The following is a 25,344-nucleotide window of genomic DNA, read 5'->3' as shown; positions in this document are numbered from 1 at the left end:
TAGACACTGTGCAGGACCCCTTGGGCAATCATCACAAGGTGTGAGTATAGACCGTGTTATAGTACAGACACCTAGGGACCACTACACGCCTCGACTATTCCCAAAGGTTGTGGACCGAACGGAGTAGTTACCTAGGACGAAGGATCGACCCCAGCCCGGACGCTGCGAAGTTTGGCGACTCGAACGGCGTCCGGACCGGGTGAATACCAGCTCGATGCGGTAAGAGCCGGCATCGAGGCGGGCGTTGCCCAGTGTACCTGCGGGTATGCGCTGACAACGCGCGTCTGGGTGACTGCTCCTACGGCTTCGAGGAAACCCTTGGAGTGAAGGAATTCGCGTGAGGAACCTTCTAGAGCCCGGTCCTCGTGGGTCAGATTGGTCTGGGCGTCTCGCTGTCGGCTTGCGTTCGACAGTGAATGTCCTGGGCTCCGGAGAGGGACGGTCAGATTGCCGTCGAACAGTCCCTCTCCGGAGCGGTGGTTGGCGACTACGCACGAGCGCGATTGATTTGCCGTCGAACGGCTCGCGTGTGGTCGCCGGAGGGGTCAGCTCCCCATCTGTCGATGGGGAGGTGGCCCGGTGACCAGTGTAGAGATGCATCGTCCTGTCCAGAGGGGTGGACAGGACTCGCGACGCTCGCCCTGGGTGGCGGCCTTGGCGGTGATGGCTACGGCCGTTATTGCCATGGCCAGTGTCGGGGTCGGGAACGTGTCGGCGGCGCCGGCGCAGCCGGGGGTTGCCCGGGTCTGATGGTGTACGCGGTGCAGGGCACTGGCCAGTCCTCGCCAGACGCCGATCCATCGAAGGACGCGGGCTTTCTGTCCCAGGTCCTGCATCCGGCGATCACGGCCGCACGCGGGGATATGGATCGCGCATATGTGCCCTACGACGCCGGCTTCGGTGGTGCTGTAGCTGGGGGGAAGGTTCCGTACGAGCAGTCCGTTCAGGGCGCGGTCGCCAAGACCTTGTCCTGGATCAAGGACAAAGCGGCTGCGTGCCCGGACACTAAGTTCGGGCTGGTTGGTTACTCTCAGGGCGCTCACGTCACCCGGATCGTGTTGAACGACATCGTCGGTGGCAAAGCAGCGATCGGCGCCGACAAGCTGGCTCTGTTGGCCAATCTCGGCGATCCCGGCCGACCTGAGGGTGCACCGTTGTTCCCCGGTAAGCCGGGACAAACCTCTCCTGATCCGGTGCCGGGGACCAGCGGCGCGAATGTATCCAAGGTCGTGGCGGTGTCGACGACCAACGCGCCGGGCGGCGGTATCGCCCCGGTCGGCGACGTCGAGGACACGTCATACCAGGCCATCGCGGGGCGCTATCTGTCCGCGTGCACGCCTGGCGATCTCGCCTGCGATGCCCCGGCCAATGCTCCGCTGGCGCGGTTGGTCACCAACATCGCCGGCCAGTCGGAACTCAACCCGGACGATCCGATCGGGTCGTTGTCGACGATCGCCGAAGCACTGGCACTGACCGCAGTGAAGACCGCGGTGCCGGTGGTCAATGAAGATGTCCAGGCGTCGGAGAACAACCTCGAATCCCTGAGTTACCAACCGCGCCAGACCTTGTCGGAGCGGTTGGCGGTGGCCTCAGACCCTCGTACGCCATTGCCGAGTGTGCAGGACGCGCTGTCGGCGGTCATCAAGGTGGGCACGATCGGGTTCAACGCTGTGAAGACCGTTGTGCAGACGGTCGCCACCCCCGGCACCATCGCTGCGATCGCTACGGCGGGTGCTGCGAATCCGCTGGCCATCGTCGGCATTCTGGGCGCGAAGCTGGGCCAGGCAGCGGTCACGTTGGTCCCACCGGCAACCCAGGAACGTCTTGTCTCTGAGGCGTTTACCGCGTTCAAGTCCGAGTTCCAAGCGAACTCCGATCTGTTCAAGGTGTCCTCGCTGTTGAAGTACTGGGATGCGGCCAAGCAGCACGCCTCGTACTCGGAGGTCTCGGCGACACCGACAGGCCAGCCCCCGACGAAGTTGATCGGGGACTGGATTGTGGCGGCCGCACGCGACATCGCCGGCAAGGACGGCGGGTCGTCGAACTCGCCCGATAGCGGCAGCGGCGGCGGCGGCGACTTCTCGTGGCTGTTCGGCGACGGGTCCGCTGGTTCGTCGACGCTTCCGTCATTGACCACGACGTCGTTGCCGCCGAGCGCCGCGACGTCGGAACCGCAGTATCCGTGGGAGCTCGACACCTCGTCACCCTCGGCTCCGTCCGAGACAGCCCCTTCGGCGTCCTCACCGGTCCCACAAACCACACCGCCCGGCGGCACCTCCGGCCTGCCACCGTTCCTCAGCGGGGCGTCGCAATGAGCCTGATCGTCCTCTCGGCCAACCCTTCCCGCGTGTGCGGGCACGGGTTGTGCCGCGCTTGTGGTGGTGGTCGAACCACCACCGCCAGCTAGACCCTTTCCCTCTTCCACTCACGCACTCAGCGAATCACTCCGGAAGGAGCGAGTACATGTTCAGTGACAGTGCACTCCGGCCCCCGCTCGGGGGCATGCTTCTCACCACCCCGACTATTCGGATCGTCCTATCAGCCCGCATGCAGGTGAGCCGGCGTGGTTGAGTCCCGTCGATCTGGTCACCGCAGTCACCGACCCGGCCATCTCGGTGATTTTGACCGATGAGAACGGCTGCGCGTCGACTCGATGGGGGATGGGCAACGGCCACAACATCACGCGTCTCAAAGAAGCGTACGACGAACGGGCTCGGTGCGTGCTGCCCGGTGATCGCGGCTACCGCCTCGACGCGAACAGCGTTGTGCTGGTGGCTGGTTCGAACGGATCGTTGCCGGAAGAACTTCTGGTCGGCGCCACCTACCGCGACGTGTTCGACAACACCCTGCACACCATCGACCCGTTCTCGCTGACCGCGGTCCGCCGCGGCGTGTTCGGCGATGAACACCCTCTGCACTGGCACCTCGCCGCCTGCGATCGCTGGACCCGCGCATACCGCCCCGGGGGCGAGGTGAGGTTCGGATGAGTACCGGTTGGCAGAACGATCCGAGTGTGCAGTCCTGGCTGCACACCGCCGAACCTCACCCGGACCAGCCCACCGAGTGGACCGACGAGCCGACGCCTGCTGAGCAGGACATCACCGCACCCATCGATGACGTCGACACCCTCGACGACAACCGCTACAGCTACGCCGCCCACGCGGAGCCCCAGGTCGCCGACTTTGAGGACGTCGCGGACGACCCTTACGTCGGGACTGTTTATCCCACACCGACTGTCGCTCGAAGCACTCCACCTCCGACGACACCGGCACGGGGGCAACGCAGGTGGTTGCTGATCGTGGGCGCCTCAGTGGGCGTGATCGTCGCAGCGGTGCTGGTGATCGTGTTCTCGATCAAAGCCGTCGTTGGCGGCGGGGGAGGCGACGGCATCACCGATCCGGTCGCCGCGATGAACACCCCGGACCCGTTCTCCGATGCAGTGGAATGCCCCTCGACCACCGAAGGGCCCACCACCACCGGCCGCGACCCGGGTGACCTGACCTCGGGGCCGAACGTGATCAAAGCGTTCAACTACGCCTACTTCCACTGGCGTTCCGGCCCGGCCGCGCGGGCACTGGCCTCATCCACCGTTGAGGGCATCGGCAGCGCCGTCGATTTGCAGTCGAGCATCGACACGCTCAATCCCCAAGCGCGGTACTGCCTGTCGATCACCGAGACCGGCGCCAACACCTACCGCACAGAGGTCACGTTGATCCTGCCCGACGGCACCCGCGACCCCGACCCCGATGTCCAGAACATCACCACCACCCAGATCGGCGAACGCACCTACATCGCGTCTGTCACACGAAACAAGAAATAGAAAGGTCACCCCCTCCCATGTACCTCACCTCACCAGCGGTCACGTCTCCGCGGTTCGACACCCCGCCGCGGCGGTCGCGGGCACAACGCCGGCACCGCACCGCCCCACCGGCCATCCCGTTCGTCGGGACAGTGCTCGCCGCACTGATGGTTTCCGGTTCCTTCGGCGCCACACTCCTGGTTGACAGCCCGGCCGCGGCTTACGAACAGGGCGGTGTCGACCAGGGCGAGACCGACGATGGCTTCGAGCAGGGCGGCGTCGGCGGCGGTGGCGACGACGCAACCCCACCGGTCGCACCTCCGCAGCAGACTGCGCCGAGCTACAACTACAACCCCGGCCCGGGCGCAATTCCGGCACCGCCCCGGGAAGCGCCGTATCGGCCCTACTCCGATCCGCAGGCGTACAACCAGCCCAACTACGACACCGTGTACAACCCGGCACCGCCGCGGGCCTACACCTTGCCTCGCCCGGTCGCGCCCGTCCGCCCGATCGCCCCGCCCCCGAAGACGTTGCGCGTGGGCAACTTCCTCGTCGAGGAAGACCAGCTCAAACGGGATGCTCCCTGGCTGACCGACCGTCAGCGGGTCTCGATCAACGAGTGGTCGGCCTATGGCGAAGCGAAGATCGCCCAGGGCCTCATCTCGGTTGGCGTGCCCGAAGACGAAGCGTCCCGTCAGGCCGCGGCCACCATCATCGGTGTGGCTCTCGGTGGCACCGCGGGTGCGGTCGCACTGGGCGTTCCTGCGGCGGTGACCGGCGGTGTCGGTGGTGCGCTGATCGGCACCGGGGTGGGCGCGGCCATCGGCTCGGCGATGGTGGTGCCCTTCCCCGGCGCGAACACCGGCCCGGGTGCGGCGATCGGTGCGGCCGCGGGTGCGGCGATCGGTGCTGCGGCCCTGGGTATCCCCGCGGCGATCGTCGGTGGTGTGGCCGGCGGAACGGCCGGTGGACTCCTCGCGCACGCCCTGGGCGCCGGAGATCCGGGTGCGAACCCGCGTCAGCCCGGACTGCCCGGCCAGCCCGACCCGAACCGACGCGCCCCGCAGCCACCGCGCCCGCAACCGGCTCCGCTGCCCAACCCCGGCGCTAACCAGTTCGAGCTGCACCTGCCTGCCGACCAGGCGACCAAGGCTGGTCTGCCGGCGGTGCATTACCAGGTCAACGTCGGTGGAGATGTCAACGCCGAGACCACCATTGGTGGACAGACCTACGCCGCGAACTGGACCGCTGAGCAGGCCGAAGCCCCCTACAAGGCTCTGGGCGGTGCCGCCGATCAGGTGCGCACGACCGTCACCGACGCCGCTGTCGACCTCTCCCGGCACGCCGAGAAGGCCGTCCCGGGTCTGAAGGTCACCTTCCCGCAGCTCACGCCGAAGGGGGCATAACAACGATGGCCGCGAGTGTGGAGACGGTGTCGGCGGCGCAGAACGCCGGAGCGATTCGGGGTGCGTCGATTTTGCCGCCGAGCGCATCGGAGATGTTGGGGCGGCGCACGACCCGGTTACCGGCGCATCTGGTGGCGGCCGTGGGCTGCCACGGCGGTGCTGGTGTATCCACGCTCGCGGCCCAGCTCGAGCATGTCGGCGATTCCGGCCAGTTGTGGCCCGGGCGGGCCGACGAGCCACCGTTCGCGGTACTCGTTGCGCGGGAATCGGCGCGCGGCCTGGCCGCGGCGTCGCTGGCCGCGCGCCAGTACGCGACGAACAATGCGCCAGCCCATGTGCAGTTGCTGGGTTTGGTGCTGGTAGCCGGGCGGAAGGGAAAGCCGACCGCCCGGCTCCGCCGCGATCGTGAATTGCTGGTCGGGTCGGGCCTTTTCGCGAACGTGTGGCACATCTCCTGGCACGACTTCCTCGTCGACACCCCGCTCAACGAGCTGCCCTCGACCGGCCCCGATCCCGCGCCGGCGGCGCGGCGGGCCGATCCGCGCACCGTCGTCGCCCCGGACGTTGCCGCCGTCGGCCAGGGCCTGCGAGACGCCGCGGTCGCGGTGATGTCGAACGACAACCGCACAACCCCGTAACGGCACAACTGCACAACCCTCCACACCTCACGAGAAGGAACAGATCATGCTCCAGTCCACGCTGGCCTCGGCCACAGCCACCACCACCTACGTGGCGTTCAACCCCATCCCGATTCCCGGTCTGTCTGATCGGCTCAACACCTTCGGCGGGTGGGCCACCTTCCTGGCCTACTTCGCTTGCGCGGTGGCGATCGTCGTCGGCGGCGGCTTCATCGCATGGGACAAGATCACCGATCGCGGCGACAGCAAGGGCGTGAAGATCGCGATCGGCGCGATCGTCGGGACGATGGTGATCGCGACGGGCGCCACGATCCTGCAGGCCGCGGGCGGGCAGTGAGCTGTGCGGACCGAAAGCTACAGCGATGAACACCACCATGACAGTGGCCTACGCGAAACTACCCCCCGAGGTGATGAGCAACATCACCCTGATCGGCGGCTGGTTCGTGTTCGTAGCCAACATGCTCGCACTGCTGCACCTGGTTTTTCTGGGTGCCTCGATCGCCTTCGACAAGGTGCGCGAGCATCCGTTCTCCCAGATCCCCGCGGGGGAGTGGTTCACCAAGATCATCTTCGGGGTGTGGGTGGTCGCGATCGCCGGCAACATCGCGGCCGCGGTGCTGGTTTTCGGCTGATCACCACACCGATCACCCTCCTCGGCCTGGTGTGCACGGTGATCGGCCTGCTGGCCGGGTGCGGATCAGAGCCCGACACTGCCACGCCGTCGACGCCGCAACAGATTCCGCTGACCGCGCCGCCCACCGATTTGCGGTGGGTGCAGTTCAACGGGATGCGCCTTCCCCAAGCCGCCGAGGGCCCCCACGAGATGTCCGATGTCATCGCCCCGGGAGGGTTTGACCGCACCCCTCCGGGCGCTGGGTTGGCGGCGGTCAATGCCATCGTGCGTCTCTCGGTCGCGCTCGATGACCAGTGGCCCCAGGTTGTTCGTGAACTCCTCGCGCCGGGACAAGCGCGAGATGACTTCATCACCAACCGCATTCAGCTGTCGACCACGTCCGGCGTGCCAGCCGGTCAGGCGCCGCAGGTGCAGGGCTGGAAACTGACCGCGTTCACCCCCGACAAGGCATCCGTCGACATCTACACCCGGCTGCCGGACCGCTCGATGACGGTCAATCACACCACGGTCGTGTGGGCACCGGCATTCGGTGATTGGCGGCTGCTGCTGCCCGACGCCGCGGCGGGTGCCTCACCGGTGGATGCGATCTCGGCGACGCCGACCGACATGGTCGCACTGACAGGAGCGTAACCCCATGAGCACCCCCGATCCTCGCGACGACGACCTCGGCCGACTGGCAGCGGTGCACTCACTGCGCCAGTCCGGTGGCTACAAGGGCACCACGCTGGTGCTGTCGCTGCTGGTGTTGACCATGGTCATCGGCGCGGCCGTGCTGGTCGCCATCCGCGGCGATGATGGCGATTCGTCAGCACCGCCGCCACAGGTCACCGCCACGGACACACCGACGTCGCTGCCGCCGCAAACCCCGGTCACCCGGCTGCCCGACGACGCGTTCGGGGTGCCCACCACCGACACCCGCGGCCGCCGGGTGGAAACCCCGACCAACCCGCTCGGCCAGGTTCTCCCGCAGACCACCGATCCCTCCGACACCGATGATCCTGAGGCTGTGCTCCCGCCGCCGCGGGGGTTGATGTGGCAGCGCGTATATGGCGCGACCATCCCGTTCTCCACCTCGGATGGTCCGACCGCGATCAGCGCCGACGGTGTACCCACCGGATTTGCCCACACCCCGCAGGGCGCGGCGCTGGCGGCCTGGCAGATCGGCCAGCGCGCTACCTGGGCACCCGATGACCAGAACGTCGCTCTACTCGATCGCGCGGCCGTGGTCTCCGAGGCCGCCCGTCCCGAGGCCGACAACCTGCGCACCAACGGCGCGCAGGTCTATGCCGGAAACCCTGAGTTGCCCGCGCAGATCCGGGATGTGCCGGTCGCGGTCCGCGTCACCACATACTCCACCGACTTCGCCCACGTCGAGTTCGCCCAACCTCTTACCCGCGACGACGGGTTCACCGCCATCTCGGTCGGCGTCGACATGGTCTGGCGCGACGGTCAGTGGAAGTGGGTGGTCCCCGAACCCGGCAACGAACCGAGCCGACTGCTCATCTCGACCACCGGCGATGGGTGGACTCCATGGTGAACCACCGCAACGACTCTCACCTCCGGGAAGCGCGTTCCGGCCGACTGGGGCGTGTGCGCGCTGCCCTGACCGGCCGACGCACCCACGCCGCGGTCGTGGTGGCGCTGATCGCCGCGACGGTGTCCTCGTGGGCCGGTGCGGGCACGGCCGCAGCGAACCCGCTGTGCGACGCCCTGGGACCGTTGACGCGGACCGTCTGCGGCGCCGCGGGCAACGCCGCGAGCAATGTGGCTGGCAGCGTGGTCGGCGGAACATTCGAGAAGATCGTCAACTCGCTACTCGAGGGCTACCAGACCGTTCTGACGTGGGCGATGGCGTGGTGGATCAAACTGCCGAACCCCCAGTTGGACAACAAGTCTTCCCTCATGCAGGAAGTGCGCGATCACACCCTGCAAATCCAAATCGTTGGTTTGACGTTCTCGCTGATGTTCTTCGGGCTACGGATGATGATCGACCGCAAACGATCTTTGGCCGATGACGCCGAAGAGGGCTTCAAACTGATCTTCCGCTCGGCGATGGCCACCGCCGCGATCCCGCTGGTACTGACCGTGGGCGGCCGCATCGCTGATGGCATCTCCACCTGGCTGGTCAGCGAATCGGTGATGGCCGGCGGCGGCAACGGCGACGTCATCAAGAACTTCCTCAAACTGAATCTGCTGACCAATTCCGGGTTGGGCACCACCGCCATCGGCATCTTCGCCCTTGTCGGGTTTCTAGGCGCCTTTTTGCAGTTGGCGTTGCTGGTGGTGCGCGAGGCGATGCTGCTGCTGGTCGTCGCCGCGCTACCTATAGCCGCTGCCTTCTCCGGCACCGGCCCCGGGTCGCAGAGCTACCAGCGGCTCGTCACGTGGTCGGTGTCGTTCCTGCTGTTCAAACCCGTCGGCGCGCTGACCTACTTCGTGGCGTTTCGCGCCGGAGCGTCCAAAGACAACGCCCAGCAGGTGGTCCTGGGCATGGTGCTGATGATGCTGTGCGCGTTCGTGTTACCCGCGCTCATGCGCCTGATCGCCCCCGCCGTGGCGAGCATGGGCGGCGGCGGATCAGGTGCCGCCGCGGCCGGCGCGGCGATCGGTGCCGGTGTCGCGGCAGGCAAGGTCGCGGCCGCGGCCGCCTCGGGTGGGGCGACCGCCGGGGCCAGCGGCGGCGCGAGTGCGGGCGGGATGTCCTCGATCGCCGGTCGCGGCGGCGGCGGGCCCTCGGGCGGTATCTCCACGGCCTCATCGCCGTCACCGCCACCACCGTCGGGTGGCGGCGGGCCCGGCGCTCAACCCGCTCTCTCCGGTGGCCAGGGCGGCCAGGCCAGCTCCGGTGGCGGGGGAGGAGGCGGCGGTCCCACCTCCGGTTTGGGTGACGCAATGGGGTCGGCCGGCGGACTCGCCGGGGCAGCCATGCAGACCGTCAGCGACAGCGTCGAATCCGAAGTCGAAGCCACCACCAGTGCTGACCCGTCGCTGAGTAGCCCACCGCCGATGCGTTCGGGCTGGAACGAACACGCCATGGCGCACTAGCCGCACCACTGACCCATCGTCTCTGACTGTCGAAAGAGGTTGTCATGACCGATAAAGCCGGCACCCGCCGACTGCTGTACCGCCCTGCGGCGGCGTTCCGGTCCTCCGGCGCATTCGGGTTCACCATGTTCTCGACGATGGTGCTGCTCGGTTTCTTGTTCATCGCCGTCGTCGGGCTGATGCTGCCGTTGCCTGGGGTGATCAAGTTCTTCGGGCTGCCGTTCACCCTGGCTGTGCTGTTCGTGCCACTGGTCGTGTCGCTGCGCGGCCGCTCAGCCTGGGAGCTGGGCATGGGTGCCCGCTCGGTGTCGAAGTCGCGCCGTGCCGGTGAGACCCTGGTGCGGTCCGGGCCGTTCACCATGATCCCCGACGGCACCCCACCACCGGGGCCGTTGGCCACCGCTGAGACGTTCAACTTCTCACCCGGCGATGGATCGGCGCCGTTCGGCCTGATCAAGTTGTCGTCGAAGAACTTCTACACCCTGGTCCTGCGGACCTGGCCCCAGGGCGGGGAGTGGAATGACCAGCCTGTGCGCGACCGCTGGGTCGCCCGCCTCGGCGACATGCTCACCTTTCTCGGGCAATCACCAGACTTCGTGGCCGCCACGGTCACCATGGAAACCCTGCCCGAGTCGGGGATGCGGGCCTCCAGCATCGTGCGGTCGCGACTCAAAGACACCGCGCCAGCGTTGGCCCGCAAGATCATCATCGAGGCCACCGAAGCGGTACCGACCGCCGAAGTACGTCTGGAAGCCAGGATCGGGTTGACCTGGCGCGCGGACACCATGCACCGCAAACGCGACGCCACCGACATGGGCAACGAGCTCGCACGACGACTCGGCCGGATTCGGGACTACTGCCACGCCGCCGGTCTGCGGGTACGGCCGATGCTCGAACGCGAAATCTGCGCCATCGCCCGCCGCAGTTTCTCCCCAGCCGACGAACTCGACCTCGAAATCGGCCTGATGAGCGGTGAACCGATGCGCCTGCGGTGGGAAGACTGCGGACCCACCTCAGCCTCTGACCAGCATGGCCGTTTCCTTCACGATGCGGCGCAGTCGATGTCGTGGACGATGCGCAACGAACCCGAGGCACCGTTCGACTCCAACGTGCTCGTCGACCTGTTGTCCCCGCACAGCGACGTACCCCGCAAACGCGTCACCTTCGTCTACCAGCCCTACACCCCGGCCCAAGCCACCACCATCGTCAACAAGGACCACAACGATGCCCGCCAGGCCGTACGCACCAACGTCGGCAAACTGCCCGAACGCGCACTCGTGCGCCTCGACAGCGCCGAAGGCGCCCGCCAGGAACAGGCCCGCGGCGCCGGCGTGACCCGGGTGTCGATGATCGTGACCGCCACCTGCCCCATCGGTGCCGACACCCAGAAGATCGACACCCTCGTCACCGATCTGGGCCTCTCAGCGGCCACCCCACTCGAACCGGCCCGCGACGAACAACTCGTCACCTTCTGCGCCGGAATGGGTTTCGGTGTCGTGCTCTCCGAAGAGAGCACCGTCTCCGACAAGCTCGCCGCCTAAACCCGGGCCAGAAAGGACCACTCTGCGATGCCGACGCTTCCCGCCCTGACCTCGCTGCTGCAACGCTCCCGCGCCCGCCTGTCCTCCTCGGCGGCATCCCTGCCCCAGATCAGCACCGTCCTGTCGATCACCGAACACCGCTCGGCCGGCGGCCACGACTACGGCCTGATCCGCGCCCACGCCACCGGCCACTACACGGTGATCCTCACCGCGACCGGCGCGACACTGCGCGACTGGCAACAACTGTGCGACTACACCCGCATCGACTTCGGCGCCGACGCCTGGGATGTCGTCGCGGTCACCGCCGTCGCCGACACCTTCCCCCGCACCGACATCGCCCACCGACAGTGGATGGCCCCCGAGGGCCATCACCACCTCGACGTCGCCGACCTCGCCACCGACACCTATCTCGCGGTCACCTTCGTCGCGGCCACCTCGGCAATGAAGACCACTCCCGACGAGATGGCCGTGGAGGTGGGCCGGCGCCTGCACACTCTGATCGGGTCCCTGCACGCCGCCGGGCTGGACACCACGCCGCTGACCGCAGCGCAGGTCGCCGCCGTCGGGGTACGGGCCTACCGCGGCGGCCTGGCCGATGACGCCTCGCCCACGTTCGCCGACATCGCACCGGACTCGACACCACACCGGGTGCGGGATGTGTTCTGCCACAACGATCTGCTGTCGGCGACGTGGGTGATCGCCCCGCACGTGCTGGAACCGCCCCACGCGATGGGGTCGGTCCTGGCCCAGCTTCTCGAGCGTGACCCGACCACCCCGCGCACCCGGCTGGCGATCACCTGGCGGGCGACCTGCATCGCCGACACCATTCACCCCGACGACCCGATTCGGCTCACCTTCGAGCCCGTGCTGCAGCGCTTCGGCGCCACGCTGACGATCACCGAGCCGCGTCCCCGCACGCCGTCGGTGGACGCCCTACGAGCCCGGTTGCCGCTGTTCGCCCGCCTCGGCGTGCGCAACGGCTACGACCGCCATGCCGAACTGTTCGCCGCCGGAACCGGGCTGGGGGTGCTGCTGCCCGAACACGGCGACATCACCGACGAAGCCCTGCGCCACCGCCACCGCTAACCGATTGCGAGACGCCACCATGACTGTCACTGACCTCCACAAAACCGCCACCGCCACCGGCGGCGACACGACGCCGTCGACGTTGCGCCTCAATGCTGGTGCGGCCTCGGCCACCCGGCCGAGCACCAAAGAACGCTCGACGAAGCCGACCACGTTCTACGACGACGACACCCGCGAGGACCTGCTCGACACCGCCCGCAGCGGTGGGATCAGCGGCTACCTCGCCCGCCAGAAGCTCGACAACGACACCCGCCGCCGGGAACGCCACGAAGCCGCCGTCGCCCGGCCCATCCAGTTCGACGTGCCCACCCTGATCCGCACCAACCGGGGCTTCGACGGGCGTGGCGGCGGCCGCGTCGCCCACGTGCGCCGCCCCAACGAGCTGCGCGGCACCACCGCGCACGTGCCGGGGTTCTACCCGTTTCCCATCGGCGCCTCGGCACCTCTGGACGGCGCCCCCGTCGGCTCGCACCTCGACACCGGACAACCCGTCGGGTTCGACCAGATCGGCTGGTTCGAGGCCGGCCAGATCACCGCACCCTCAGCGATGGTGTTCGGGCTCAACGGCTTCGGCAAAAGCACCCTCAACCGGCGCATCGTGTGCCACGACCTGGCCACCGGGGTCCGGCCGCTCATCATGGGCGATCACCGCCCCGACTTCGTCACCATGATGCGCCAGATGGTCCTCCACGACAGCGACGGCCGGGTGCAGTACCGCGAGGACGGCATCACGCCGGTCACCCCGCAGGTCACCAGCGTCGGGTTCGACTCGCCGATGAACCCCCTCGCCGTGGGCACCTTCGGCAATCTCATCGCCCGGTTGCCCACCGCCGCACGCCAACTCGCCGAACGTGAAATGCGGGCCCGCCAGGTCACCGCCGCGACCGGGCTCCTCGAGATCAGCTCCGGACGGCCGATCGCCCCGCACGAGGAGACGCTGCTGACCACCGCGTTGCGGGTGCTCTACGGCACGGCCAACGAGTTCACCCTGACCAATGCGCCCCTGCCCGGCGATGTGCTCAACCTGCTGCGCCAGGTCCCGCAAACTCTCATCGACGCCACCGCCCGCGACGCCGACACCAATCCGGAGTTGCGTCGCGCCCACCAGGACCTCCTCGATGCCTCCGGCGCCCTGGGGCGTCGACCCCATGACGCGATCGCCGTCGACCGCTACCTGTTGCTGACCGAGAACCTGCGCCAGTCGCTCGATCAGCTGGTGTCGGGGCAGTTCGGTGAGATCTTCAACGCTCCCACCAAAGAACCCATCGACATCGACGCCCTCGGGGTGTGCGTGGACATGTCCCGGCTACCGGCCAACGCCCGCAAGCTGCGCGCCGCGGTACTCCTGGCGTGCTGGTCCGACGGATTCTCCGCCGTCGAAGCCTCCCATCTGCTCTCCGATCACGGCCTGCAAGAGCCCCGCAACTACGACCTGGTGTGCGACGAGTTCTCGCTGGTGCTCGGTGTCGGCAACGGCATCGTGTGGCGGGTCGACGAAGTCACCCGCGTCCAGCGCGAACAGGGCACCGGCAGCCTGTTCACCACCCACACCGTCAAAGACCTCCAAGCGTTCGACTCGATGGAAGATCGCCAGCGCGCCATGGGCTTCCTCGACCGCGCCCGGGTCAAGGTGTGCTTCCCGCTCCCCGAGGACGAAGCCTCGCTGATGGAAGGCAAGGTCAACCTCAACGACAAAGAAGCCGCCACCCTCGCCGAGTGGGCCACCACCCCCCGCGGCATCGACGACCCGGTCGTCTCCGAGATCAACGAAACCGACTGGGCCGACGGGGTCCGCGCCACCGGCACCGAAACCAACACCGTACCGCCGGGTATGGGCAAATTCCTGATCAAAGAGGGTGAGCAGCCCGGTATCCCGGTGCAGATGCGGTTGACCGCCACCGAGCGCGCCACCGAGATGCACAACACCAACAAGCGCTTCCACCGCGGCCGCGGCGCCAAGTCCGGAGCCGCGGCATGAGCACCGACAGCGACCCGGGCACAGCCACCCCGCTCGACCCGCTACCCAGCGCCTGGGAACAGGTGCAGGACTGGGTTGTCGAACCCAACCCGCGCCGCACCGCCCACCCCGAGGAAGTCCGGCGGTTGGCGGTGCGCGCGGTGGCCGAGCTGCTCGCTCGCACCTCGCTGTCGCTGACCGCCGCAGCCGCCGACGTCGCCGCCAGCATCGGCGCCGGCACCAACAGCGTCATGCGGTGGTGCCGGGCGGCCGGGGTCGGCCGCGACGTCACCGCCCGAGACCGCGAATGGGCCACCCGCCTCGAGGTCGTGCGCTCGATGAACAAGGCGCTGACCGAACACGTCCGCGACCTCGACCGCGACACCGCCGCCGACCGGGACCTGCCTCGTGGGTGAGGGCAACGCCTCCAAACTGCTGGTGCCGCTGCTGGCACTGGTCATGGGGTTCTTCGCCTCGTGCACCCTCATCATCTCCGTGGCCGGCGACGACGACTCCTGCCTGCCGCTGACCGGCGGTGTCGACCAACCCGCCGATGCGTCCCTCTCACCCGGCGCCAAGGTCAAGCCGATGAAAGTCACCGACTTTCAGATCACGTCGGGCTACGGCCCGCGCGACGGCGCGATGCACGAAGGTATCGACCTCGCCGGGGCACTGGGTGCGCCGATCTACGCTGCCGCCGACGGCACCGTCACCGCCGCCGGGACCGCCTCGGGGTTCGGGCACTGGATCGTGCTCACTCACAACATCAACGGCCACGTGTGGTCCACGGTGTACGGGCACATGTTCGCCGACGGCGTGCTGGTCAAAGCCGGTCAGAAAGTCACCGCCGGACAACACATCGCCAAGCTCGGCAACGACGGCCAATCCACCGGCCCCCACCTGCATTTTGAGGTGTGGGATGGCGGGCACCGCGACTTCACCGGCGGCCACTCGGTCGATCCGGCCGGATGGGTGTCCACCAGCCCCGAACCCGGTGCCGCCCCGGCCGGGCGAGCTCCGGCTCAACCGGGCGGACCGCGGGTGCTCACCGCACCCCGGGTGATCCCCGCCGCCGACGTGGTCACCGCCGCCGACTGGGATGCTGTGGCCAAGCACGAATCCGGCGGCAACTGGAAGATCAACACCGGCAACGGCTACTACGGCGGGTTGCAGTTCTCGGCGTCGACCTGGACCGGCGCCGGCGGCGGCCAGTATGCGCCGACCGCCGACAAGGCCACCCGCGAACAGCAGATGGAGGTCGCCAACCGCGTCCTGGGTTCCCAGGGCTGGGGCGCCTGGCCGACCACTTCCAAGACCGCCGGGGTCACCGGCAAGAAACCCGCACCCGCAGGCACGTTCCTCAACGCCGCCGCGGTGCCCCCGCCCGCGGGCGCCCCCAGTGGGCCGCCCGCACCATCGGCGCCGTCGGGTCCGCTGCCGCCGCTGCCCAAGTCCAAGGGCTCCGAAGCGCACTTCCAGGTCGACAGCATCCGCCTCGCGCGCGCGATCGCCGCCAAGTTCCCCCAGATCCAGACCATCGGCGGCTGGCGCGCCGACGGCGGCGGTTTCAACGACCACCCGTCGGGTCGCGCCGTCGACGTCATGATCCCCAACTACACCTCCGCGCAAGGGATCGCGCTCGGCAACGCCGTCAACAAATACATCCTCGACAACAAGAAGCACTTCAAGCTCGAGTACACGATCTGGCGCCAGACCTACTACCCGGTGGTCGGCAAGTCCAACATCATGAACGACCGCGGCGACCCCACCCAGAACCACTTCGACCACGTCCACGCCACCGTCGAAGGCCACGGCATGCCCCGCGGCAATGAGGTCTACACCGCACCCGGGATCACCGGCGGGATCAGCGCCGACGAGAGCGCCGACTGCGGCCCGGTCGAGGACCAGCACGGCGGGGGAGTCGACAACCTCGCCGCCGGACGAGTCCCGCCGGCCTACGAACCGTGGTTCCGCAAAGCCGGGGTGCTCTGCCCCCAGATCAGCTCAGCATTCCTCGCCGGAATCGGCAAGCAAGAGACCGGGTTCAACGCATCCCTGGTGTCCCCGGCAGGCGCGAAAGGACCGATGCAGTTCATGGACTACACCTACCCGTCCTGGGCCAAAGACGACGACGGCAACGGCCGCGCCTCGGCCACCGACATCGGTGACGCCGTCATGGCCGCCGGACGGTTCTCCTGCGCCAACGCCACACAGATCGACACCGCGATCGCCTCCGGGCGAGTGAAAGAACCCGCCGAAGGCCGCGAAATTCTCTACGCCTACGCCTACAACGCCGGAGTCGGCGCGGTCCTCAACGCCGGCGGAACACCCACCGGCGGCGACTACGACACCCAGACCCGCCCGTACGGCCAGAAAGTCATCGCCTACGCCACACAATTCGCCGATCAAGGGCTTCCGGAGAAGAACCGATGAACCACCACCGCCACCGCCACCACGTGCTGGTCGTCCTCGCGATCGTGCTGATCGCCGCACTGGCCGGATGCTCCAGTAGCGACGACACCACCGAACCCGCACACGACCATGACCACGGCGAGCACTACAGCAGCCCACCAGGATTGCCCGATCGCGTCGAACCGATCGGGGTGTTCACCACCACGGTCACCACCATGTTCAGCTGGCAACCCGCCACCGACACCTCACCCACCGATGCGCTGCGCCGCACCCGTGCCACCCTCACCGGCCAGGCATTGGCCTCCGCCGACAGTTCGGCGGCGGTGCGTCCCAGCGCGCAGTGGGGCGCGTGGAAGCAGTCCCTCGACGTCGTCACCGCCCGCGTCGAGGGCGCCTCAGCGGTGCTGATCTCACCGGACAAGGCCAGCGCGCGCGGCACCGTCATCCAAACCGTGCTCGGCATCGACGCCACGGTGACCTCGTTCCGGAAGTTCACTGTCACCGCCGAACTCGTCCGCGTCGACGGCCAGTGGAAGGTCGCCACCTACCCCCGCGTCGACACCTGACCCACCTCCCCTCACCGTCCCCCCTCGAAGGAAGGCACCCACCATGCTCGACCCACACAACGTCGCCCAGGACAACAGCCGCGAAGTCGACGACATCTTCGACGAAATCCGCACGATCATGCGGCACTCCCGCCGTCGCGCCGACGAAGCGCTGCGTACGGTCCGCAACCAGCAGCACAAACGACGTGCCCGGCAGACCCGCGCCCAGCAGCGCCTGAACTCCGCGCGCCACACCGGTGCCCGCCAGCCCCGCTATACCGACACCAGCGCCGAACGCCACCCGCTGACACCGGATTTGATGGCCCGCTGGGCCGGGGCGCACGCCGCAGCCGACCTGGCCCGCGAAGCCGCGTCCGAGGCCGCCCGCGACGGTGACACCGCCCGGCAAGCCCAGACCACGGCCACCGCGCAGCGCGCCGAGCAGTGGGCGCACGCCTGGGATGAGCGGCTGCGTGAGGCCGGCGTCGACCCCGACAGCATCGGCGGCCGTGACCGCGACCAGGACCTCGGCGAGGTCGCCGACACCGATCTGCTCGACCAGGTGTCGACCGCGGCCGCGCACTACGCCATCGACGTCGACGACGCAGCAGCCGGGGCCGGGGCCGGGGCCGGGCACCGCTCGATGAGTGAACTCATCGCCGACACCGAACCCGCCCCCGAAGCCGCGTTGATCGCCGCCGGCGACAGCGCCTGGCAGACCACCCCGGTCCCCGAGATCGGGGCCAGCGTCACCCTCGACACCGGAGCGCAGCTGTGAGCACCACCCATCGCCGCGACCGAGGCCAACACGAATCCATGGTCGGCTACAACCTCGCCGCAGCCGTGTTCGCGCTGCTGGGGATCATCTATGTGTGCTGGCGGGCCGGCTGCTGGCTCACCGGCCAGCCCGGCCCGGTCCTGATCAACCCGGCCACCGCCGCCGTCGACGGCACCTTCCACTGGCCGGTGGCCTCCACCGTGCTCCTGGTGGTCGCGCTCATCGCCGCCGCCGTGGTCGTCGTCATGGTGGCGCGTCATCGCACCGCCACCGCCGTGCTGCGCGAGTTCGACCAGGCCGCACAGTTCCTTCCCCGTCCCCGGGAACTGCACGCCATCACCGCCCGCGACGCCAAGCGTTCCGCGCAGCGCCTCCGCGGCCGCGACGCCATCACCGGACACCTCGACTACGGGCTAGCGCTGGGATCGCTGATCGGCGCGGGCACCTCCGCGCTCTACATGAGCTGGGAATGGGTCGGACTCATCATCGGCGGACCCCGATGCGGCAAGACCACCGGCTACGCCATCCCGATGATCTGCCAGGCACCCGGCGCCGTGTTCGCCACCTCCAACAAACCCGACATCTACGACGCCACCCGCTGGGTCCGTGACCGCGACGACCTCACCACCCACCCGGCCAAGGCCGACACCACCCGACACGGGCTGCGCGCACTGTGGGCCTACCGCACCCAGCGGCGCGAACCACCACGCACCCGCGGCACCATCTGGCTCTCGGACCTGCAACACATCGCCGGCAACCAGGGCCAGCAGTGGTGGTGGGACCCGCTGTGGTGCGTGCACGAGCTCTCCGACGCCCGCGAGCTCGCCGCGATCTTCGCTGGAGCAGAAACCGCCGAAGGGTCACGCCTGGACGCCTACTTCGACGGCGGCGCCAAAGAACTGCTGGCCCTGCACATTCTGGCCGCATCCGTCGGTGGGGGAGACCTCAAACACGTCGACGGCTGGCTCACCGACCCCAAACTCAAAGTCGCCCGCCAGGTGTTGACTCGCCACGGCCACCACGACGCCGCGGCCAAGATCGACACCGCCGCCAACCTCAACCCCCGCCAGCAAGACGGTCTCTACGACATGGCGCGACGGTTCATCAACGTCATGACCGTACCCGCCTACGCCCGATCGGTCCTCCCGCCCCAACGCGTGCGGTTCGACGGCGACAACACCGTCGGCAGCAACGACATCCGCCACGACCTGCCCAAATTCGATCCGCAAGCATTCGTCACCTCCACCGACACCATGTACGCCCTGTCGATGGAAGGTGCCGGCGCGGCCACCGCGTTGACCACCGCCCTGGCCGACACCATCTTCAAAGCCGCCGTCGCCCAAGCACGACGCAACGGGGGACGTCTGCCGGTACCGGTCGTGGCAGTGCTCGACGAAGCCGCCAACGTGTGCAAGCTGCCCGAACTGCCCGACTGGTACTCCCACTTCGGCAGCCAGGGCATCGTCATCGTCACCATGCTGCAATCGCTGGCCCAGGCCGCGAAAGTGTGGTCCAAGGACAAACTCGACATGCTCGTGGACTCCTCGAACGTCTACATCTACGCCGGATCATCGAACAACGAGTCCTACCTATCGGGCCTGAGCCGCATGATCGGCCAACGCGACGTCCGCCGCCGCAGCCGCTCACACTCCAACTCCGGTATGGGATCAACCAGCACCAGCGAATCCTGGTCCAGCGAACCCATCCTCGGAATCGACGACCTCAAAGCGCTCCCCGCCGAACGAGCAGTACTGGCCACCTCCGGGAACCGCACCGTCGTCACCACCAAGAACTCCTACTGGCTCGGCCCCTACGCCGAGCTGATCGACGCCTCCAAGAAGGCCTGCGCGACCGAACGCGCAGCCCAGCAGGCAGCCACACCCAGCTCCGCACCCCTCACCGCCGCCACCCGGGAAAGGACCTTCTGATGACCACCCCCGACACCGACACCTCCGATGACGACCCCCGCGCGCACTGGCGGTTCACCTCCGGCGCCGACTGGTTCACCAACTGGCTCAGCCACATCAAAGCCGGGCGCTTCGACCGCGACACCCGCTGGTGCGCGCAATGGTGGCGCCACGACGAAGTCGTCATCCGCCTCGAGGAGCTGTGGAAGGCGTGGGAGACCGCCCGCCTGAGCGAAGACCCCGCCGCACTGTCGTCGTGGTGGACCGCCCACCTCGACGCCCACTGGCGCACCCTCACCGCCGAAAACGGGCCGCTCTACCTCTGCACACCCGAAAAACACACCACCACAGACACACTCACCGTCTCAAGCACCCCACCACCGCCGGGATGGTTCGACCCACCCACCGACCACACCACCGCCGCATAACCCCCACGAAAGCCAGCTCATGCCACCACTCATCCACATAGCGCTCGTCGGCTGCGTCGTGCTGCTGGTGGCCCTGTCCATCACCGGCGTCATCGTCATCACCAAAGCCGCCCTCCGCCAACGCCGCCGACCACGACCACCAGACCACCACCACCAACCAGAACGCGAAGGACCACACCATGACCACCGACCACAAGACCACTAATCACAAGTCGACCGCCCCACGCCGCACCATCTACCGAGTCGTGTGCGGAGCAGCGGCGGCCGCCATCGCGACACCACTGCTCCTGGGCTGTACCACCACGACCGAAGCGAGTACATCGCCCTCACCGACGGCGACGGCGACGGCGGAAGCGGCCGTGGATGGCGTGATCCCGGTGCCCGTGTCCGCTGTGCGCGCACCCGCCGGGTTACGCCCCGGCGCGACCGTGAAGATCCTCGGCGTGACCGAGGCAGCCGTCGACGGGATGGAGGTGGTCGGCCACGTCGTCGCGGTCCGCCCCCACGGCGACCAACTCACCATCGACCTCACCCCGGCAAGCTCCCACCTCCTCATCGGCACCGAAACGGCGACGGCGCTGGCCAACCCGCCGCACCCGCTGACCGTCATCCAGCTCGAAGCACCCGAAGGAGACCAGTAATGGCCACGACAGCATCTCGCCAATCCCAACCCACCCTGCTTCACGGGCCGATCGTGGACGCCGGCGCCCACTGACAGGACCGATACCCATGTTCGTTCTTTCCCCATTGTCTGTAGGCGGGTGCGGCGCCCTTTCGGGCCCGACTCTGCAACTGGCCGGCCGCGACGACGTCACCGACGACACCCGCGGTCGAGCGAAGAAGGGATGGCTACTGCATTGGAGTGGCGCCGTCGTCGCAGGTGCGCTGCTGGCAGTTGTGGCGGCCAGCTACTTCTCGGTCACCCCCGACAATCTGCAATCCGACGGGGCTCTGCTCAACACCATCGCGGCGTTGACTGTGTGGTTCGCACAGATGCTCGTTCTACCCGTACCCGTTGCCTACGCGGTGATCTGGTGTGTCGAGACTGCGAAAGGCCAGTGTTCGCGACTGGTCGGAGCCGTCGCGGTCGCCCTCGCCGCCGCCGGTGCCGTGGCTGCGTTCATTGGTGTCGGGCAAGCGCTTCCGGCGACCTCGTGGTGGCTGTCCAGTTCTCTGTCTGCGTTGGTCAACGATCACACACCAGCGCTGTCTGCTGACATCAGCGCCGACCTTCGCTCCGCGCGGCCATGGTTGTACGTGGCGGCGGTGGTCTCACTGGCCATCGTCTGCGCACCCCGCATGCGAGGCCGTCACCGTGGGCGTCTGAATTACCGGACGGTCAACGTCGCTCGGTACCTCCCGGCCGCCGACTACGAAAGCTACGCGACCGCCGATCTCGACCGCGACGTTCGTGTGCGCGGCTGCGCCGCAGGCTCGGTGACGATGTCCGGCCGCGTCGCTACCGGGGGCGTAGCAGGCAGAACCTCAGACGGAACAGCCGGTGGTGGTTCCTCAGGTGGGCTTGCCGGACACGGGGCGGACGGCAACTCGAGCGGCACGTCCGCAGGCGGTTCGGGGACGTCCGGCGGCTCCGATTCCGACGATCACGTCAAGGGGGAGCAACCGCTAAGAACTGAGACGGCCAATGGGCATCGCGTTGACTGATCAAGTCGAGACGGGAATGCCTGTTGTGCATCTTGATTCGCGTGCACCGCCCACGACGAGTGATCCACCGCCAACGGCACCAACACAGAACAATTCACCAGCTACCGATTGGAGACACCATGACCAAGAACATGACGACCCGCTTCGTCGCGGCGACCGTTGCGGTGGGCGCCGGGGCCTCAATTGCCCTGGGCTCACTCGTAGGAGCCGGCGCCGCCGAAGCCCTGCCCCCGGTGTCCGGAGACAGCCCGGACTGGCCCAACTACCGCGTCGGGCCGTTCGCCTCGCAATCGCTGTGCGACAACCACAAGGGCGCCTACATCCGGGTCTCACGGTGCTTCTGGTCCGCGCCGGATAACCGGTGGTACTTCTGGGGCGAGACCATCTGACTGATTCAGGCCCTGGCAGGTGCTGGACACACCTGCCAGGGCACTGATCGGTCAGAGATCGAGCCTCTGACCAGTGAGAAACGATAGCCACCCACCCTCGCCCCGGCGTAGCCCAGGGCGGGGAGTGGACCTCACTTTGGTAGGAGCTCGACGTATGGCACGCAACGCCACCCCTGAGGACAACACCCCCAATCTGTTCGATCTACTCGCCGACACCGACCCATCCGGGCAGCGGATGTCGGCACCGCAGAGCACTATGGATACCCACACCGAGGAGGACACCAATGTTTCACGATCTGCGCACGGCACTGACAGAGCGGTACGCCCAGGAACTGACGCAGATGGACCGCACGCAGTTCGAGGACTTCCTGACCGCGGAAGTGACACGGCTGCAGGCCGAGATCGCTCAGACGCAGTCACAGACCGAGCTGGCCACGATCGCGGCGTGGAAGGACCAGCACGGGGGCAACGACCCGGACGTGCTGACGACGCAGCGGCTGTATCAGCAGGCCCGGTACTCGGCGGAGGAGACGGTGCTGGCGACGCTGTGGGAGGGATTCAGCAGTCCCGAGGACGACGACCAGCCGGACGACGAGCCGAACCCGGACACGATGACCGGGATGCAGCGGTGGCTGACGCAGTGGGCGATCGAGGCGACCCCGGAGACCGAACGACTGACCGAGCAGGTGTGGCCGGATCAGACGCCGCGGTTTCAGGTGTACGCCGAACAGCTGCTGCAAGCACGTCTGACCGACGGGCTGGCGGTGCCCGACGGGCCGGAGCATCCGCTGGTCGCGGAGCTGACCGCGACGGTGGACGCAGCGCTGGCCGATCGGGCTCGCGCCGCCGCCGAGCGCGCGTAGAGGTAGTCGACGACGGCCAGCGACTGCTGTTTGAGTCTCTGGACGATCTGCGGATCCCGACTGACCCCGCCGTCGTCGACCCCGGCGGGACACCGCTGCCGCCGAAGGCCGACGACACGCTGCCACAGGTGCCGCAATCCGAGGCCGGGTTGCCGCTGACCGCGTGGGCGAGCACCCGAGTCGCCCCGGCCCGCCGCCCGGACGGCTCGGTCGTCTACATCAAGGCCGACCATGTGGTGGCCGGCCTCGAACCCGACCCCACCCCGGCCGACCCCGATTCGCAGGAACCAGCCAGCACCCCCGCCGTCGTCGACGAGGACACCACCACGTCCACCACGGCGGCCGACGAGCCAGGTTCGGCGGCCCGGTTCACGCATCCGGGAACGGTGCTGGTGCCCTCTGGCGCCAAGTCGCGCGCCCGCGCCAACATCGCCGCACTCGAGGTCCTCACTGAGACCTCCCGCACCGGTCGGTCGGCGACGGCGGCCGAGCATGAGGTCCTGGCGCGGTGGTCGGGGTGGGGTGCCGCGGCCGACATCTTCGACGAGTCCAAATCCGAGTGGGCACCTGAACGCGAGCAGCTGCGTGCCCTGTTGGATTCTGAGCAGTGGCGCCAAGCGAAGGCCTCCACCCTCAACGCCCATTACACCGATCCGGCGATCGCCCAGACGATGTGGTCGGCGATGACTCGCGCCGGGTTCGACAACGGGCTGGTGCTCGAACCGGGTTGTGGCAGCGGCACGTTCATTGGTCTGGCACCGCCCGGCGCGCAGATGGTGGGGGTGGAGCTCGACCCGACGACCGCTCAGATCGCCCATCTGCTCTACCCCGACGCCCAGGTGCGGTTGGAGGGTTTCGAGACCACCCGCGTCCCGGACGGATCGTTCGCTGTGAATCACCCCAGGTTTGATACCGCTTCCTTCTGAGTCAGGAAGGATGAGCACATGCCTAAGAAAATCGACCCGGAGGTCCGTTCGAGGGCCTTGCGGTTGCTGGAGACCCACGGCGGCGAGTACACGTCGTTGACTGCCGCGGCCGAAGCGATCGCCAAGCAGGTCGGTGTCGGCGGGGAGACGGTACGTCGATGGGCCGTACAAGCCCAGATCGATGCCGGCGCCCGCTCCGGGACCACTACGAAGGAGTCCGCCGAGATCAAGCGCCTCAAGGCCGAGAACAAGCAGTTACGAGAAGACGTTGCCATTCTGAAAGCAGCGACAACTTTCTTCGCGGGGGAACTCGACCCCCGCAACCGATGATCGTGGCGTTCATAGATCAAATGCGCGCCAACGGGTTTGCGGTCGAGTCGATCTGCCGGGTCCTGCGTGGGCAGGGCTGCCAGATTGCCGCACGAACCTACCGGGCATGGCGATCACGCACGCCTGCCGCACGGACGGTCTCTGATGCCCACGTCGTCGATGCGGTGCGCACTGTCGTCTGGCGCACCGGTGACGACGGCCGGCGGAAGATGACTCCCGAGGGCCTCTACGGGCGGGTGAAGATGCGCGCCCATCTGCATCGCACAACTCTGCCTGGGGTGTCCTATGGCGCCGTTGATCGAGCGATGAAAGTGTTAGGCCACCAAGGAATTCGACGGTCGAAGGGAGTCCGAACGACCGTCAGATCCGCTGATGGTGTCCGCGCGGAGGATCTGTTGAACCGACAGTTCAGTGCTGCCGAACCGAACCGGGTTTGGGTGACCGATTTCACCTACTGCCGGACCTGGGCTGGGTGGGTGTATGTGGTGTTCATCATCGACGTGTTCTCCCGTCGAATCGTGGCATGGCATGCCTCGACATCGAAGTCGGTGGAGTTGGTGACAGTCCCGCTTCGGATGGCACTGTGGCAGCGCAATCGGGAAGGGCATCCGGTGAAAGCTGCTGAGCTTATTCATCATTCGGATGCCGGAAGTCAGTACACATCGGTTACACTGACTGAGCGTCTGCGACTCGAAGACATCGCAGCGTCGATCGGATCGGTCGGGGACGCCTACGACAACGCGCTGGCCGAGTCGGTGAACGGCTTGTACAAGACCGAGTGCATCCGGACCACGATCTTCCACTCCGGCCCGTACCGGACGATCTCCGACGTCGAGTTCGCGACCGCTGGTTGGGTCGACTGGTACAACAACAGCAGGTTGCACTCGAGTATTGGCCAGATTCCCCCGACCGAGTTCGAAACGCTCCACTACGCTGGCCTCGGCCCCGAGGACCAGCCCACATTGGAGGCGGCACAAAACCTAGGGTGATTCACT

General features: G+C 67.7%; 25 protein-coding genes and 1 other annotated feature. All 25 genes read left to right on the top strand.

The window, feature by feature from the left end; all coding sequences use genetic code 11:
- Nucleotides 1-761 precede the first annotated feature (761 nt).
- Complete coding sequence (locus BLU62_RS04620; protein WP_244278066.1) at nucleotides 762-2,315, top strand: cutinase family protein; 1,554 nt, start codon at nucleotides 762-764, stop codon at nucleotides 2,313-2,315.
- Between the two features lie 252 nt (nucleotides 2,316-2,567).
- Entirely contained in the window at nucleotides 2,568-2,987 is a 420-nt protein-coding gene (locus BLU62_RS04615) for a hypothetical protein (RefSeq protein ID WP_074848386.1), read from the top strand.
- Entirely contained in the window at nucleotides 2,984-3,820 is an 837-nt protein-coding gene (locus BLU62_RS04610; protein WP_011161195.1) for a DUF8176 domain-containing protein, read from the top strand. The genes BLU62_RS04615 and BLU62_RS04610 overlap by 4 nt, the downstream gene beginning before the upstream one ends.
- 17 nt (nucleotides 3,821-3,837) lie before the next feature.
- On the top strand, nucleotides 3,838-5,205 hold the full coding sequence (locus tag BLU62_RS04605; RefSeq protein ID WP_074848384.1) for a hypothetical protein: 1,368 nt from the start codon (nucleotides 3,838-3,840) through the stop codon (nucleotides 5,203-5,205).
- A 5-nt stretch (nucleotides 5,206-5,210) separates the two neighbouring features.
- Nucleotides 5,211-5,843: a hypothetical protein gene (locus tag BLU62_RS04600; protein ID WP_011161193.1), complete on the top strand. Its 633-nt coding sequence runs from the start codon at nucleotides 5,211-5,213 to the stop codon at nucleotides 5,841-5,843.
- 46 nt (nucleotides 5,844-5,889) lie between these two features.
- Complete coding sequence (locus tag BLU62_RS04595; protein ID WP_011161192.1) at nucleotides 5,890-6,180, top strand: hypothetical protein; 291 nt, start codon at nucleotides 5,890-5,892, stop codon at nucleotides 6,178-6,180.
- 25 nt (nucleotides 6,181-6,205) lie between these two features.
- Entirely contained in the window at nucleotides 6,206-6,475 is a 270-nt protein-coding gene (locus tag BLU62_RS04590; RefSeq protein WP_011161191.1) for a hypothetical protein, read from the top strand.
- Between the two features lie 29 nt (nucleotides 6,476-6,504).
- The gene (locus BLU62_RS04585; RefSeq protein WP_139179996.1) at nucleotides 6,505-7,107 is read left to right on the top strand and encodes a DUF8175 domain-containg protein; all 603 of its coding nucleotides are present in this window, start codon (nucleotides 6,505-6,507) and stop codon (nucleotides 7,105-7,107) included.
- 4 nt (nucleotides 7,108-7,111) lie between these two features.
- Complete coding sequence (locus BLU62_RS04580; protein WP_011161189.1) at nucleotides 7,112-8,014, top strand: DUF8175 domain-containg protein; 903 nt, start codon at nucleotides 7,112-7,114, stop codon at nucleotides 8,012-8,014.
- A gap of 53 nt (nucleotides 8,015-8,067) precedes the next feature.
- Nucleotides 8,068-9,522 (top strand): TrbL/VirB6 family protein, encoded by a 1,455-nt coding sequence (locus BLU62_RS04575; protein ID WP_139179995.1) that lies wholly within the window; start codon nucleotides 8,068-8,070, stop codon nucleotides 9,520-9,522.
- A 44-nt stretch (nucleotides 9,523-9,566) separates the two neighbouring features.
- Entirely contained in the window at nucleotides 9,567-11,063 is a 1,497-nt protein-coding gene (locus tag BLU62_RS04570) for an SCO6880 family protein (protein WP_011161187.1), read from the top strand.
- Nucleotides 11,064-11,090: 27 nt separating this feature from the next.
- Complete coding sequence (locus tag BLU62_RS04565) at nucleotides 11,091-12,149, top strand: hypothetical protein (protein WP_011161186.1); 1,059 nt, start codon at nucleotides 11,091-11,093, stop codon at nucleotides 12,147-12,149.
- A 19-nt stretch (nucleotides 12,150-12,168) separates the two neighbouring features.
- A complete protein-coding gene (locus BLU62_RS04560; RefSeq protein WP_011161185.1) occupies nucleotides 12,169-14,127 on the top strand; it encodes a hypothetical protein in 1,959 nt (652 codons plus the stop codon).
- On the top strand, nucleotides 14,124-14,522 hold the full coding sequence (locus BLU62_RS04555; protein ID WP_011161184.1) for a hypothetical protein: 399 nt from the start codon (nucleotides 14,124-14,126) through the stop codon (nucleotides 14,520-14,522). Before BLU62_RS04560 ends, BLU62_RS04555 begins: the two co-directional genes overlap by 4 nt.
- Nucleotides 14,515-16,539: a transglycosylase family protein gene (locus BLU62_RS34325; RefSeq protein WP_011161183.1), complete on the top strand. Its 2,025-nt coding sequence runs from the start codon at nucleotides 14,515-14,517 to the stop codon at nucleotides 16,537-16,539. Before BLU62_RS04555 ends, BLU62_RS34325 begins: the two co-directional genes overlap by 8 nt.
- Nucleotides 16,536-17,084, top strand: coding sequence for a hypothetical protein (locus BLU62_RS04545; protein WP_011161182.1), 549 nt, complete (start codon nucleotides 16,536-16,538; stop codon nucleotides 17,082-17,084). The genes BLU62_RS34325 and BLU62_RS04545 overlap by 4 nt, the downstream gene beginning before the upstream one ends.
- 43 nt (nucleotides 17,085-17,127) lie before the next feature.
- Nucleotides 17,128-17,841 carry a hypothetical protein gene (locus BLU62_RS04540; protein WP_011161181.1) on the top strand — a complete coding sequence of 238 codons (714 nt, stop codon included), beginning with the start codon at nucleotides 17,128-17,130 and terminating at the stop codon, nucleotides 17,839-17,841.
- Nucleotides 17,838-19,769 (top strand): type IV secretory system conjugative DNA transfer family protein, encoded by a 1,932-nt coding sequence (locus BLU62_RS04535; protein ID WP_074848382.1) that lies wholly within the window; start codon nucleotides 17,838-17,840, stop codon nucleotides 19,767-19,769. Before BLU62_RS04540 ends, BLU62_RS04535 begins: the two co-directional genes overlap by 4 nt.
- A complete protein-coding gene (locus BLU62_RS04530) occupies nucleotides 19,769-20,176 on the top strand; it encodes a DUF4913 domain-containing protein (protein WP_011161179.1) in 408 nt (135 codons plus the stop codon). Before BLU62_RS04535 ends, BLU62_RS04530 begins: the two co-directional genes overlap by 1 nt.
- A 179-nt stretch (nucleotides 20,177-20,355) precedes the next feature.
- Nucleotides 20,356-20,817: a hypothetical protein gene (locus tag BLU62_RS04525; RefSeq protein WP_011161178.1), complete on the top strand. Its 462-nt coding sequence runs from the start codon at nucleotides 20,356-20,358 to the stop codon at nucleotides 20,815-20,817.
- A 106-nt stretch (nucleotides 20,818-20,923) separates the two neighbouring features.
- The gene (locus tag BLU62_RS04520) at nucleotides 20,924-21,841 is read left to right on the top strand and encodes a hypothetical protein (RefSeq protein ID WP_074848380.1); all 918 of its coding nucleotides are present in this window, start codon (nucleotides 20,924-20,926) and stop codon (nucleotides 21,839-21,841) included.
- 119 nt (nucleotides 21,842-21,960) lie between these two features.
- A complete protein-coding gene (locus BLU62_RS04515) occupies nucleotides 21,961-22,230 on the top strand; it encodes a hypothetical protein (protein ID WP_011161176.1) in 270 nt (89 codons plus the stop codon).
- 284 nt (nucleotides 22,231-22,514) lie between these two features.
- A complete protein-coding gene (locus tag BLU62_RS04510; protein ID WP_011161175.1) occupies nucleotides 22,515-23,093 on the top strand; it encodes a hypothetical protein in 579 nt (192 codons plus the stop codon).
- Nucleotides 23,094-23,221: 128 nt separating this feature from the next.
- Entirely contained in the window at nucleotides 23,222-24,019 is a 798-nt protein-coding gene (locus BLU62_RS04505) for a helicase (RefSeq protein ID WP_011161174.1), read from the top strand.
- A gap of 18 nt (nucleotides 24,020-24,037) precedes the next feature.
- A protein-coding gene (locus tag BLU62_RS04495) for an IS3 family transposase (RefSeq protein WP_099047828.1) occupies nucleotides 24,038-25,338 on the top strand; the annotation gives its coding sequence in 2 pieces (ribosomal slippage) (nucleotides 24,038-24,311 and nucleotides 24,311-25,338; 1,302 coding nt in all).
- Nucleotides 24,310-24,441 (top strand) — a sequence feature (AL1L pseudoknot). Its footprint overlaps the gene before it by 132 nt.
- Nucleotides 25,339-25,344: the final 6 nt, after the last annotated feature.

It is taken from the genome of Gordonia westfalica, from assembly GCF_900105725.1.
Classification (GTDB): domain Bacteria; phylum Actinomycetota; class Actinomycetes; order Mycobacteriales; family Mycobacteriaceae; genus Gordonia; species Gordonia westfalica.
Note: the sequence above shows the minus strand (reverse complement) of the source record. Positions and strands in the feature narration are given on the sequence as shown.